The sequence below is a fragment of the Iodobacter violaceini genome (genome assembly GCF_011601265.1).
Lineage (GTDB): Bacteria > Pseudomonadota > Gammaproteobacteria > Burkholderiales > Chitinibacteraceae > Iodobacter > Iodobacter violaceini.
In genome coordinates, this window is sequence record NZ_JAAOLX010000004.1 from 297624 (window position 1) to 310066 (window position 12443).

At 48.4% G+C, this 12443-nt stretch carries 13 protein-coding genes and 1 other RNA gene; 8 read left to right on the plus strand and 6 right to left on the minus strand.

The window, feature by feature from the left end:
* The first annotated feature begins 186 nt into the window (after window positions 1-186).
* The 8 genes from HA050_RS09695 to HA050_RS09730 all read left to right on the plus strand — a co-directional run bounded on the left by HA050_RS09695 (window position 187) and on the right by HA050_RS09730 (window position 8704).
* On the plus strand, window positions 187-1116 hold the full coding sequence (locus HA050_RS09695) for a branched-chain amino acid ABC transporter permease (RefSeq protein ID WP_099398492.1): 930 nt from the start codon (window positions 187-189) through the stop codon (window positions 1114-1116).
* 14 nt (window positions 1117-1130) lie between these two features.
* Window positions 1131-2243 carry an ABC transporter permease subunit gene (locus HA050_RS09700; protein ID WP_166825153.1) on the plus strand — a complete coding sequence of 371 codons (1113 nt, stop codon included), beginning with the start codon at window positions 1131-1133 and terminating at the stop codon, window positions 2241-2243.
* Window positions 2240-3010, plus strand: coding sequence for an ABC transporter ATP-binding protein (locus HA050_RS09705; RefSeq protein ID WP_166825155.1), 771 nt, complete (start codon window positions 2240-2242; stop codon window positions 3008-3010). The genes HA050_RS09700 and HA050_RS09705 overlap by 4 nt, the downstream gene beginning before the upstream one ends.
* A gap of 73 nt (window positions 3011-3083) precedes the next feature.
* Entirely contained in the window at window positions 3084-3800 is a 717-nt protein-coding gene (locus HA050_RS09710) for an ABC transporter ATP-binding protein (protein ID WP_099398452.1), read from the plus strand.
* A gap of 207 nt (window positions 3801-4007) precedes the next feature.
* A complete protein-coding gene (locus HA050_RS09715) occupies window positions 4008-4751 on the plus strand; it encodes a YdcF family protein (protein WP_166825158.1) in 744 nt (247 codons plus the stop codon).
* A 404-nt stretch (window positions 4752-5155) separates the two neighbouring features.
* A complete protein-coding gene (locus HA050_RS09720; RefSeq protein WP_099399103.1) occupies window positions 5156-5782 on the plus strand; it encodes a helix-turn-helix transcriptional regulator in 627 nt (208 codons plus the stop codon).
* Window positions 5783-5858: 76 nt separating this feature from the next.
* Complete coding sequence (locus tag HA050_RS09725) at window positions 5859-7160, plus strand: HAAAP family serine/threonine permease (protein WP_166825161.1); 1302 nt, start codon at window positions 5859-5861, stop codon at window positions 7158-7160.
* Window positions 7161-7312: 152 nt separating this feature from the next.
* On the plus strand, window positions 7313-8704 hold the full coding sequence (locus HA050_RS09730; protein ID WP_166825164.1) for an L-serine ammonia-lyase: 1392 nt from the start codon (window positions 7313-7315) through the stop codon (window positions 8702-8704).
* 236 nt (window positions 8705-8940) lie between these two features.
* On the opposite strand, the gene HA050_RS09735 is transcribed toward HA050_RS09730, so the two are convergent.
* The 6 genes from HA050_RS09735 to HA050_RS09760 form a co-directional block, all read right to left on the minus strand.
* Entirely contained in the window at window positions 8941-9723 is a 783-nt protein-coding gene (locus tag HA050_RS09735; protein WP_115226851.1) for a peptidylprolyl isomerase, read from the minus strand.
* A gap of 49 nt (window positions 9724-9772) precedes the next feature.
* A complete protein-coding gene (locus HA050_RS09740) occupies window positions 9773-10054 on the minus strand; it encodes a BolA family protein (RefSeq protein ID WP_099399107.1) in 282 nt (93 codons plus the stop codon).
* Window positions 10041-10340 carry a YciI family protein gene (locus HA050_RS09745; RefSeq protein ID WP_166825167.1) on the minus strand — a complete coding sequence of 100 codons (300 nt, stop codon included), beginning with the start codon at window positions 10338-10340 and terminating at the stop codon, window positions 10041-10043. The genes HA050_RS09740 and HA050_RS09745 overlap by 14 nt, the downstream gene beginning before the upstream one ends.
* Entirely contained in the window at window positions 10340-10897 is a 558-nt protein-coding gene (locus HA050_RS09750) for a septation protein A (protein WP_166825170.1), read from the minus strand. The genes HA050_RS09745 and HA050_RS09750 overlap by 1 nt, the downstream gene beginning before the upstream one ends.
* 343 nt (window positions 10898-11240) lie before the next feature.
* An RNA gene (gene ffs / locus HA050_RS09755) (signal recognition particle sRNA small type) lies at window positions 11241-11338 on the minus strand.
* A 122-nt stretch (window positions 11339-11460) separates the two neighbouring features.
* Window positions 11461-12438 (minus strand): asparaginase domain-containing protein, encoded by a 978-nt coding sequence (locus HA050_RS09760; protein ID WP_166825173.1) that lies wholly within the window; start codon window positions 12436-12438, stop codon window positions 11461-11463.
* Window positions 12439-12443 lie beyond the last annotated feature (5 nt).

Below are 12443 nucleotides of genomic sequence, written 5' to 3' on the forward strand. Positions count from 1 at the left end.
ATCCGAATAGAATGCATTAGCCAATAAACCTTAATCTCCTTGTTTAAAACGCCCTCACCCCAGATGGCCAGTTGGGGAAATTCACAAGTATCCGCAGCAATTATTCAAGGTTAATTTTTGTACTCAGACCAAACTGTAATGGTCTTATTCAATCGCATCTGCACTCCTTACTTGGGCCTAAACAACGTGGATATTTTTCTCCAGCAAATTTTTAATGGCTTGGTTGTCGGCAGCATTTATGCGCTGATTGCCCTTGGCTACACCATGGTGTACGGCATCATGCAGCTGATCAATTTTGCCCATGGCGAGATTGTTATGATTGGCGCGATGGTCACCATTACCTGTATCAACGTCTTAATTGGCCACAACGTCGCATTGCCAGGCCCGATGCTTTTATTAATTGGCTTTATGATGGCCGTGCCTGTCTCGATTCTTTTAGGCTATGCGATTGAGAAAATTGCCTATCGTCCGCTGCGTAAAGCCCCAAGGCTTGCCCCCCTGATTACAGCCATTGGTGTATCCATTGTCTTGCAACAGGCCGCCATGCTGATCTGGGGCCGCAACTACCGGCCTTTCCCCGCCATTTTGCCCAGCACCGTACATGAAATTGGCGGCGCAACCATTACCAGCTTGCAAATCGCCATTATTGGCCTGGCCCTGGCCTTAATGGCTGGCCTGTTTTTTCTGATTGAGCGCACCAAGCTTGGCCGTGCCATGCGCGCTACGGCACAAAACCCGGAAGTTGCAGGCTTAATGGGTGTAAACATCAACTCCATCATTTCTATGGTATTTATGATTGGCTCTGCACTGGGTGCGGTAGCAGGCGTCATGGTTGCCGCGAATTACGATCAGGCCCATGCCTATATGGGTTTTCTGATTGGCCTGAAAGCCTTTACTGCAGCGGTACTGGGCGGAATTGGTAATTTAGGTGGCGCAGTATTAGGCGGGCTGTTGCTCGGCCTCATCGAAAGCCTGGGCTCTGGCTATCTGGGCGATTTAACCGGTGGTGCATTTGGCAGTAACTACAAAGACATCTTCGCTTTTATCGTACTGATTATCGTACTGGTTTTCCGTCCGTCCGGCCTGTTAGGCGAGCGTGTTGCTGACCGTGCTTAATGCCCAGAGGAAACATGATGCTATTAAAACTTGAAAATCCCCGCACACGGCTGATCGCCATGGCGGTGCTGACAGTCGTGATGCTGGTCCTGCCTTTTGCATTAACAGGCAGCTTTGAAAGCGGCAAATCCTGGATTCGCACCATCGACTTTGCCCTGCTCTATATCATGCTGGCCCTCGGGCTAAATATTGTTGTCGGTTACGCAGGTCTTCTGGATTTAGGCTATATCGCCTTTTATGCTGTAGGCGCCTATCTCTATGCCATTTTAAACTCACCTCATCTGGCTGCCGTTTTGCCTGCCTGGCTTATTTCTCCTTCTTTTCCTGTCATGATTTTAATGGCCGGCTTAGTTGCCGGGCTGTTTGGCGTTTTATTAGGCTCACCCACTTTAAAGCTGCGCGGTGATTATCTGGCCATTGTTACCTTAGGCTTCGGTGAGATTATCCGTATTTTTATGAACAACCTGGATCGCCCAATCAATATCACCAATGGGCCACAGGGCATTAACAATATTAAGAGCATTCACGTAGCCGGTTACGATTTTGGCCGCCCGATTGAGTTTCTGGGTCTCTCTTTTGAAAAAGTGCACCTCTACTACTACTTGATTCTGGCATTTTGTCTTTTGATTATTTTTGTCTCCATGCGCCTGCAGAACTCCCGTATTGGCCGTGCCTGGGTAGCAATTCGTGAAGATGAAATTGCCGCCAATGCAATGGGCATTAACACCCGCAATATCAAACTGCTGGCGTTTGCCATGGGCGCAAGTTTTGGCGGTGTATCAGGGGCATTATTTGCCAGCTTCCAGGGCTTTGTTTCACCTGAGTCCTTCGTCTTGATGGAATCCATCATGGTGCTGTGCATGGTGGTCTTAGGCGGGATGGGGCATATTCCTGGCGTGATTCTGGGTGCGATTATTGTATCGATCACACCAGAGATTTTGCGGGACGTGATCAATCCACTGCAACACGCCCTGGTTGGCCGCAAAGTGGTCGATCCGGAAAACTTACGCATGCTGATTTTTGGCCTTGCCATGATCGTGATTATGCTGCTCCGCCCCGAAGGCTTGTGGCCATCCAAGCGCCGCAAAGCAGAATTTCACGAAAAAGATGAGGAGGCAAAAGCATGAGCGAATTACTGTTAAAAATTGAAGGCATTACCAAGCGTTTTGGCGGGCTGCATGCTTTGTCTGGTGTTGGGCTGACCATCAATAAAGGTGAAATTTACGGCTTAATCGGCCCTAATGGCGCTGGCAAAACCACGCTGTTTAATGTGCTTACCGGGCTGTATCAGCCTGATGAAGGCCAATTCAGTTTTAATGGTCTGGATTTATTCCGCCAAAAACCCAATATCGTTGTTGAATCAGGCATTGCCCGCACTTTTCAGAATATCCGCCTTTTTGCCAATATGACGGCACTTGAAAACGTAATGGTCGGCCAGCACGTGCGCACTCAGTCCGGTATTCTGGGCGCGATTTTCCATAGCCCCAAAGCCGTCAAAGAAGAGCGCGATATCCACACTAAAGCGACTGAACTGCTTGCCTATGTAGGAATCAGCAAGCACGCCAAAGAGCTGGCACGCAACTTGTCATACGGGGATCAGCGCCGTCTGGAAATTGCCCGTGCCTTAGCGACACGCCCCAAGCTGCTGGCGCTGGATGAACCGGCGGCGGGGATGAATCCCAAAGAAACAGACGATCTGAAAAAACTGATGGAAAAAATCAGAAACGATGGGGTCACTATCTTGCTGATCGAGCACGATGTAAAACTCATGATGGATTTATGTGATCGCATCGCGGTGCTCGATTACGGCAAAAAAATTGCTGAAGGCATACCCGAAATCGTAAAAAATGATCCCCGTGTGATTGAGGCCTATCTGGGCGTTGCACCGGAATGAGTACGCTATTACTGCCGGCCAAAGCGCCCTCAAAAAACGATTGGCGCGAAGCTTTTCAAGGAGTTGCACAAAAATGAGTAGCCCATTATTACAAGTAAAAGACTTAAAAGTGGCCTACGGCGGCATTCATGCCGTAAAAGGAATTGATTTAGAAATCCATCAGGGGGAGCTGGTGGCCCTGATTGGTGCCAATGGTGCAGGTAAAACCACCACGCTTAAAACACTGATCGGCATGTGCAACCCCAGCTCGGGCGATATTTTATTTGATGGTCAGTCAACCGCTAAAAAACCCATTTACGATTACGTTAAACAAGGGCTGATTATGGTGCCCGAAGGCCGGGGCATTTTCAGCCGCCTCACCGTCGAAGAAAATCTGTTAATGGGGGCCTACACGCGCAACGATAAAGCAGGCATTGAGCATGATATGGAGCGTGTTTACTACCTTTTTCCAAGACTAAAAGAGCGGATGAAACAGCTGGCGGGCACGCTGTCTGGCGGTGAACAGCAAATGGTGGCAATTGGCCGCGCCATATTAGGCCGCCCCAAGCTGCTGCTGCTGGATGAGCCATCGATGGGCCTTGCGCCGATTATTGTGCAAAAGATTTTTGAGATCATCAAAATGATCGCCGCCGAAGGGGTCACCATGCTGCTGGTAGAGCAAAATGCCAAACTGGCTTTGCAAACCGCCAACCGTGGCTATGTAATGGAGTCAGGAAAAATCACCTTAGCAGATACTGCAGAAAACCTGCTGGCCAACCCTAAGATTCAGCAAGCATATCTGGGCGAATAAAACCTGCGTTGTTCAACCCCCAAATAAAGAGCCGCCTATCGCGGCTCTTTGTGCATTTGGCAGCTCAAATTCATTCATTTAAATGATCAGCCGGCATTTCTCTCAATAAGCCACAGCACACGCTATTTTTAGTTTTTTTTGCAGCGGAAAAGCCCGTTATATAATCCCCCCAAACATGCCCCCCCTACTTACCGCTCAGGAAGCCCCATGCATTCTGCCGTACTCGCTAAAAACGCTATTGCCGCATGCTTACTGCCACCCGGCCTGTTTTTATTACTGATGACTATCGGCCTAATTTTACTGACCCGTAAGCCTCGCCTTGGGCGTAGCTTGATTGCGGCCGGCATATTAAGCCTTACTATTCTTTCAATGCCGGTGATAGAGAAGCGTTTGCTGCGCATGATTGAGCCTCCTGCCCTCACAACCATCCCTGCGAATACAGTGGCCATTGTCTGCTTAGGCGGGGGAAAACGCTTTGCCGCTTACGATCAGCCAGAAGGGGAAACCATCAATAACGCCACGCTGGCCCGGCTGCGCTATACCGCGCAGATTGCGAAGCAAAGCCAGCTTCCTGTCTTGGTGACCGGCGGAAAACCACTAGGGGGCATCAGTGAGGCGGTACTGATGGCGAAGATTTTGCGTGAAGAATTCAATACTCCGGTGCGCTGGGTAGAAAGTGAATCTGTTGATACCCAGGAAAACGCCAGCCTGAGCGCCAGGCTACTCGGAAAAAACGCCAAAATTGTACTGATCACCGAAGCCGCACACATGCAAAGAGCGCAAATGGCTTTTGAAAATACCGGATTCCGTGTAACTGCGGCTGCTACAGACTACGCAAACCAAGAGCCACTTTCTATCCTTTCTTTTATGCCAAAAGCCGCGGCGCTCAACCGCAGCAGTTTTGCCTTACACGAGTTACTGGGCATGCTCTGGCATCGTCTTCGTGCCTGATTTGTCCGTTCGTCAGCAGTACCCTTGACATTCAAACTGACACAGAGCTGCTAAAAAAACCGCCAAAGCCCCCTTAAAACCCCGCAACCCTACAAAAAAACAACACTTTTACTTCATAAAATGAAGGGTGTTGTTTTTTTTCGCCCTCAATCCAATAAGAACAAAAAAGTAAATAATACAAATTTTACAAAAAACAGTTTAAAGAGATATAAGGCGCTAAACACGCAGCTAAACATAATATATTCCATTTAGCATTAAAATTTTGACATTTTGTATTAATAATTTTTTATTTCTGTGAAAATTTTTTTATTGATGATCATCAAAAAACGTACTTAATCCAACATCATGAACAAAAATTCGGGAGTAGAATCCACACCAACTTATCAAGACAAGAATTTTTTATCATGAAGATCTCGGTAGACCTAGACATCCTCTCAGATTTCCTATCACAGGTATTAGGGGAGTCGACAGAGGTGGCGGTTCACGATATGAATCAGCTGGAAAAATCGCTGTGCATTATTAAGAACCCAATCTCGGGACGAAAAGTTGGCGCTCCAGCCACGGATTTTGCGCTGCGCTTGCTGCACGAATGCCAGAACAGCGCCAAAGCGCCTTTTCGAACTAACTACCAGGGCAAGACACTCGACGGCCATCGCCTGCGCAGCTCCAGCATGCTGCTTCAGGACGAAGCAGGTAAACCCTTTGCCATGTTGTGCATTAACCGCAACGACCATCACCTGCAACGTGCCAGCGAATTACTGCATCAGTATTTTCAGCACGAAGAAAACACACCCAGCGAAGAATTACTCAGCCACTCAGTAGAAGAATTAGGCGACGACATTATTAATCAGGCATTAGCCAGCTATCCGATTGCCGCCAAACATTTAAGCAGCACCGATAAAAAAGACATTGTGCAAAAACTTGAACAAAACGGCGTTTTTTTAGTGAAAGGGTTTATTGCAAAAACAGCCTCTTTACTCTCGATTTCAGAACCCACGCTTTATCGCTATTTGAAAAACAGTACTAACTAAAAGAGAAACCAACGATCCAGATTGATCGACTTAAACATACACACTCAAAAAATTATTTTTATCTAGAGAAAACATCATGTCTGACACAACACTCAATGATCTTGCACTGCCTGGCAGCGCACCAACCTGGACCAAACACGACACCGTTTGGATGCTTGGCCTCTACGGCACTGCCGTTGGTGCGGGCACTTTATTCCTGCCGATTAATGCTGGGATTGGTGGTCTTTGGCCGCTGGTTTTAATGGCGTTTTTAGCATTGCCATTAACCTTTTTTGCGCACCGCGGGCTGAGCCGTTTTGTTTTATCCGGCTCAACAAAAGATGGTGACATTACAGAGGTAGTAGAAGAACACTTTGGTAAAGGCGCAGGTAAAATCATTACCCTGCTTTATTTCTTTGCGATTTACCCGATTCTGCTGGTGTACAGCGTAGCGATTACCAACACCGTGCTGTCTTTTTTAACGCACCAGATGCATATCGCAGTTGGGACAGATTTAGTAACACGCGGCATTTTTGCCCTGTGTCTGATCTTAGGTCTGATGTCTATTGTGCGCCTTGGCGGTGAATTCATCGTTAAAGCCATGAGCGTCCTGGTTTATCCCTTTGTGATTGCCTTAATGTTGCTTGCTGTTTATCTGATTCCAAACTGGAACAGCGCAGTTATCGATCAGGCAGGCAGCCTGGGTGATGCACTGACCAGCGCTTCTTTCTACAAAACCATGTGGCTGGCTATCCCGGTGATGGTGTTCTCGTTTAACCATTCACCTATTATTTCTTCTTTTGCTGTAGGTCAGAAAAAACTGCACCCAGGCAAAGAAGACCAAATCGCATCGAAAATCTTGCTGCGCAGCCACATCATGATGGTGTTGTCGGTCATGTTCTTTGTATTTAGCTGCGTATTCAGCCTGGCACCTGCCGATTTAGTTGCTGCTAAAGCACAAAATATTTCGATTCTGTCCTACCTTGCCAATCACTTTGATAACCCTGTTATTGCCTGGATGGCTCCGATCATTGCCTTTATCGCGATTACTAAGTCCTACCTTGGCCATTACCTTGGTGCAAAAGAAGGTCTGCATGGTCTGGTAATCAAACAATTGCGTGAAAAAGGTAAAACCATCTCAACACCTAAGCTTGAGCGTTACACCTCGATCTTTATGCTGATCACCACATGGTTAGTTGCCACAATCAACCCAAATATTCTGGGAATGATTGAAACCTTAGGTGGCCCGGTGATTGCAGTACTGCTGTTCCTGATGCCGATGTACGCCATCCATAAAGTACCAGCAATGCGTAAGTATTCCGGCGCAGCGAGCAATGTGTTTGTGGTCATGATTGGTCTGATTGCGATCTCTGCGATCTTCTACAGCCTCTTTGCCTAAACACCACCCGCTTTATATACAGCCTGCTTTTCACCCGCGGACTGTCTGACTTAAGCAATCACAATGAGGAAAAAAGTATTTTTTCCTCAGCAGATGAAGCTTAAGCCCGGCAGCCCCGCCAGGTGGCAGGCTGTTTTTACAAGGAAACCGCCATGTTCAGCACCTTAGATATCTACAAAATTGGTATTGGCCCATCAAGCTCCCACACTATCGGCCCAATGAAAGCAGGCCATCAGTTTTTAGGCACATTAAAAGAAACCGGCCAATTTAATGCGGTTACAAAAATTGCAGTTGATTGTTATGGCTCGCTCTCGCTCACAGGCAAGGGCCACTGCACCGATCACGCCATTATGCTGGGGCTGGCAGGCAATCTGCCCGATACCATTGATTTAGACAATATGGCTAAGATCGTGCACGAAGTAGAGCAAAACGGCACGATTTGCCTTGGCCGCACTCAGCAACGTGTTGGTTTTAGCCTTGCCTTTCAGGACAGCTATCTGCCCCTGCACGAAAACGGCATGATGATTCGCGCCTTTGTGGGTGATACCTGTTGCCTCAGCAAGACTTACTACTCGATTGGCGGCGGCTTTATTGTGGATGAAGAGCACTTCAACCAGGGCAGCTGTAACGATATTCCCGTGCCTCATCACTTTTTAAGCGCAGATGATTTGCTGAATATGTGCGAAGACAGCGGCTTATCGATTTCGGCCCTTGTGCTCGAAAACGAGAAAGCCTTCCATGACATCGCCGATATCAAAGCTCACTTTGTACGGGTCTGGAGCGTTATGCAAAGCAGCATCGAACGCGGCATGAAAACCGAAGGCAATCTGCCCGGCCCGATGCGTATTCCCCGCCGTGCCCCTGCCCTGCACCATTTGCTGACCAGCTCACTGGATGTGGCCAATGATCCGCTCAATGTAATGGATTGGGTGAATATGTATGCGATGGCCATGTCAGAAGAAAATGCAGCCGGCGGCCGCGTGATTACTGCACCTACCAATGGTGCCTGCGGCATCGTTCCCGGCGTGATGTCTTACTACAACCACTTTATTAAACCACTGGATGAAGACAGCGCACTGCGCTTCTTCTTAGCCTCTGGTGCAATTGGCTGCCTGTACAAGCTCAACGCATCCATCTCTGGCGCTGAAGTAGGCTGCCAGGGTGAAGTTGGTGTCGCCTGCTCTATGGCCGCTGCCGGCCTTGCTGAATTGATGGGCGGCAGCCCTGCCCAGGTCTGTATGGCCGCAGAAATCGCCATGGAACACAGCCTGGGCCTCACTTGCGATCCGGTCGGCGGACAAGTGCAAATCCCTTGTATCGAGCGCAACGCCATTGGCGCGGTTAAAGCCATTAACGCCGCCCGTATGGCCATGCACCGCAGCAGCAGCCCTAAAGTGTCTTTAGATAAAGTGATTGCGGCAATGTACGCCACAGGTAAAGATATGGATGCTAAATACCGTGAAACTTCATGCGGTGGCCTTGCCCTGCAAATCACGGCTCCGGCATTAAAAACCATTACATTTATGGATAAAGTACCTGCTTAAACAAATGCCAGATCGTGGCCCAGGTGATATTTACCGGGGTTTACTTTATAAGGCAGCGGTTTAATTGTTTATAAAAATGCGGCTGATAAAGCCGCATTTTTATTTGCAGAACAAAGGCAGACGTTCATTATTTGCAATTAATGGCGCTTATTTACAACGAAGCCATTTATGAAAAAACCACAGACATAAAAAAACCCCGCAATCAAATTGCGGGGTTTTTTTATGCAAAAAGCCAATTACTCTACTTTTGCTTTAGCACGTAATTCTTCAACCATTTTTTGTACACGCTGGCCTTGCAGCTCGCGCATTAATTCTGGTTTTACTTCTTCAAACGATGGACCTTTCGCTTCACGCTGATCATCAAGCTTAATCACGTGCCAGCCAAATTGGGTCTTCACTGGATCAGAGATCTTACCTTTAGGCAATTTGCTCAGCGCTTCGCCAAATTCTTTTACGTAGTTAGCAGGTGTAGACCAGCCCAGATCACCACCATTAACAGCACTGCCCTTGTCTGCAGATTTTGCCTTAGCGATATCTTCAAACTTTTTGCCTTTTTTCAGATCAGCCAGAACAGCTTTCGCTTCTTCTTCTGTTTTAACCAGAATATGACGCGCTTTGTATTCTTTACCGGAGAAGTTGACTTTGATCTTGTCGTATTCTTTCTTCAGATCAGCATCGCTTACCGGATTTGCCTTGGCGTAATCATTTACATAAGCGCCAACCAGAATTTGTTGCTTGGCCATATCCAGGCGTTGCTGTACATCTGCGTTCTTTTCCACGCCTTTCTTTTGCGCTTCCTGGAACAGTACTTCGTTACGAATCAGCTCTTCTTTGATACGTGCACGCAGTTCAGGGCTATCTTTCTGACCACGTTCAGCCACTTGCTTCAAAAAGAAATCAACTTTGCTATCAGGGATAGCAACGCCATTCACGGTTGCAACGTTTGCAGCGGTTGCCGCAAATGAAGCAGACAAGAAGCAAGCAGTGAGAGCAAGAGCAATACGGTTCGGTTGACGCATGTGTTCAGTCCTTTGTTCTAAAGTCAGCAGAGCTTAGGTTCAATAGAGTTTACAACTCGTCCGGCGTCAGTGTTTTTTTAATACTGAGCGCATGGATTGGGTGCGGGATTAAATCCACAAACAAGGCCATCACCATCCGGTGACGAGCCAGGGTGTTTTTGCCTGCAAACTGAGCGGAGACAATAGTCAGATCATAGTGCCCGCCTCCTGCCACGCTGCCTGCGTGACCAGCATGCGATGCACTATCATCGTAAATATCGACGTACTCAGGCTGCAACACGCCAAGGCGTGAGTGTATTTCTTCGACAATCATAACGCTAGGGGAGGACATGGCGAAAGGGTTTCACAATAACGTTTACATAAACCCCTGCTTTTAAATAGGGATCGCTGTCAGCCCAAGCTTGCGCAGCAGGCAAAGAATCGAATTCGGCCACAATTAAGCTGCCCGAAAAACCAGCCTCACCCGGGTCTGTTGCATCAATGGCAGGAAAAGGCCCAGCCAGGATCAGGCGGCCTTCTTCTTTCAAGAGATGAAGCCTTGCCAGATGTGCCGGCCGGTTTGCCAGACGCAGCTCCAGGCTATTTTCCCCATCACCAGCCATTATTGCGTAAAGCATCAGGACGGCTCCTTTTTATCTTCAGCCTGATCATTAAGATACCGTGAAAGCACCAGGGCTTGCAGCAGCACAAATACCAGCGTTAATACCAGCGTGCCAAACATTTTGAACTTAACCCAGAGATCTTCGCTGTAGTTAAATGCAACATAAAGATTAAGCACGCCCATACAGATAAAAAACAATACCCAGGCCAGATTGACTTTATCCCAAAGCTTAGCAGGCAGGGTCATTTGCGGGCCCATCAGGCTTTGCATCAGGTTTTTACCCCTGATATAGCGCGACCCGCACAGAATAAGGGCAAACACCCAATACAGTACGGTAGGCTTCCACAAAATAAACATTTTGTTATGCAATAGCAAAGTGGCACCACCCAGCACAGTGATCAGGCCAAAGCTTAACCATAACATGCCGTCAACTTTGCGATGTTTAAACCAGGACCATGCCACCTGCGCCGTCGTCGTGACAATTGCCACGGCTGTTGCCGCATAAATGCTTTTAGTAATGGAATAAGTAACAAAAAACAGAATAACCGAGAAGAGGTCAAAAAGGGCTTTCATTAGCATCTTCAAAAGAGAGATGCCGCATTATGCTGACCCATTTTTACGAAAACAAGTAAATGCAGACAAAAAAAAGCGCCGCGACAGTGCGCGGCGCACAATTTACCACTGGAGATACACGAAGCATCAAGCTCGCGTGATAAGTATCATCAAGCATTCGGGCGCCGGGGGTATTGATATGGATCAATCAGGGGAGACTGATAAAAACATCCGTTTAAAACAATATTCCAAGCAAATAAAACACAAACAACGATGAACGCGCTGTGCGTTTCATCGTTACATTAAACAGACTTGGGAATTGATACACACCCCGCGAAGAGCCGCAGGATTTATAGAATGGGGAGGTGGCGAGCCTGACCCCCGGCACTAGCATCAAAAGCTGTGGCTGCTTCCTTCCGGACCTGACCAGGTTAACCTTCTAGCTATGCGGGGAGACCCGCCGTCGAACACAGGGGCGCACTATAGCACAGCCCGGTTAAAACACCAAGCAATCTGCCAGATTTATGCCCCTCCCCTGCAATAAAATCTGATTTATCTCTTATCAGGCTACTTTATAAAAGCACTTAAGCAAGCCGGTCGCCTGAGTGAGGTGCCAGAAAGAGAGCCACCCGCTCATCCCTGTCCATACCCTTAGCTTGCACATAGTAAAGCTTAGCCAGCGCAGCTTCCGGCGTCATATCCGCACCGTCCAGCACACCCAGGGCTGCCAGGCCGCCACTCACAGCATAACGACCCATTTTTACCGAGCCTTGCAGACAAGGCGTACAGTTCACCACCAGATTTTGCTCAGCCAGTGCCTTCATCAGGGCTGGCTGACTGCCGGCATTGCCTGCGCCAAAGGTTTCCAGCACCACGCCATCAAGGCCAGTGAGTGACGATGCCAGCCATTCTGCACTAAAACCCGGCGCTAACTTTGCCGCCACAATGCGGGCGTTTTCCGCCACAGGCTGCAAACGAAACGAGCCTGTCGGTTTAGTCATAGCCAAGGCCATAGCGGACATCTCCCAATGCCCCGCCTGCCACAAACCAAGCGCGGGCAAATTAGGCGAGGCAAAAGCGGCCATACCGTCACAATCCACTTTACGCACCCGATTGCCGCGCAGGCACAGCCCGGCAAACACCACCGCTACTTCACAAAAGCCTGGCACTGAGGCTAATGCCAATGCTGCTGCAACATGCTCAATGGCATCATTACCCGGCTCGCACCATGGAATTTGCGACCCTGTCACCACCACGGGCTTAGCCAAGTTTTCCAGCATATAAGATAGCGCGGAAGCGGTATATGCCATGGTATCTGTACCGTGCAGCACCACAAAGCCATCGTAATCATCGTAATCCGCCGCAATATCAGCTGCGATACGATTCCATAAAGCGGGCGTCATTTCGCTTGAATCAAGCAGCGGTGAATACTCCAGCACCGACAAGCCCGGATAGAGATTTTGCAACTGCTTCTGCAAATAATCAGGCGCGGGCGCATAGCCGTCGCTGCCGGGCAACATACCAATCGTGCCGCCGGTATAAATGACGCGAATTCTCTGCATCTATG

Excerpts from the sequence above, each read along its gene's own strand:
- HA050_RS09700 (WP_166825153.1), top strand. The coding sequence starts at position 1,131 with ATGATGCTATTAAAACTTGAAAATCCCCGCACACGGCTGATCGCCATG.
- HA050_RS09760 (WP_166825173.1), bottom strand. The coding sequence starts at position 12,438 with ATGCAGAGAATTCGCGTCATTTATACCGGCGGCACGATTGGTATGTTG.
- HA050_RS09730 (WP_166825164.1), top strand. The coding sequence starts at position 7,313 with ATGTTCAGCACCTTAGATATCTACAAAATTGGTATTGGCCCATCAAGC.
- HA050_RS09725 (WP_166825161.1), top strand. The coding sequence starts at position 5,859 with ATGTCTGACACAACACTCAATGATCTTGCACTGCCTGGCAGCGCACCA.
- HA050_RS09740 (WP_099399107.1), bottom strand. The coding sequence starts at position 10,054 with ATGTCCTCCCCTAGCGTTATGATTGTCGAAGAAATACACTCACGCCTT.
- HA050_RS09750 (WP_166825170.1), bottom strand. The coding sequence starts at position 10,897 with ATGAAAGCCCTTTTTGACCTCTTCTCGGTTATTCTGTTTTTTGTTACT.
- HA050_RS09745 (WP_166825167.1), bottom strand. The coding sequence starts at position 10,340 with ATGCTTTACGCAATAATGGCTGGTGATGGGGAAAATAGCCTGGAGCTG.
- HA050_RS09710 (WP_099398452.1), top strand. The coding sequence starts at position 3,084 with ATGAGTAGCCCATTATTACAAGTAAAAGACTTAAAAGTGGCCTACGGC.
- HA050_RS09735 (WP_115226851.1), bottom strand. The coding sequence starts at position 9,723 with ATGCGTCAACCGAACCGTATTGCTCTTGCTCTCACTGCTTGCTTCTTG.
- HA050_RS09715 (WP_166825158.1), top strand. The coding sequence starts at position 4,008 with ATGCATTCTGCCGTACTCGCTAAAAACGCTATTGCCGCATGCTTACTG.
- HA050_RS09720 (WP_099399103.1), top strand. The coding sequence starts at position 5,156 with ATGAAGATCTCGGTAGACCTAGACATCCTCTCAGATTTCCTATCACAG.
- HA050_RS09705 (WP_166825155.1), top strand. The coding sequence starts at position 2,240 with ATGAGCGAATTACTGTTAAAAATTGAAGGCATTACCAAGCGTTTTGGC.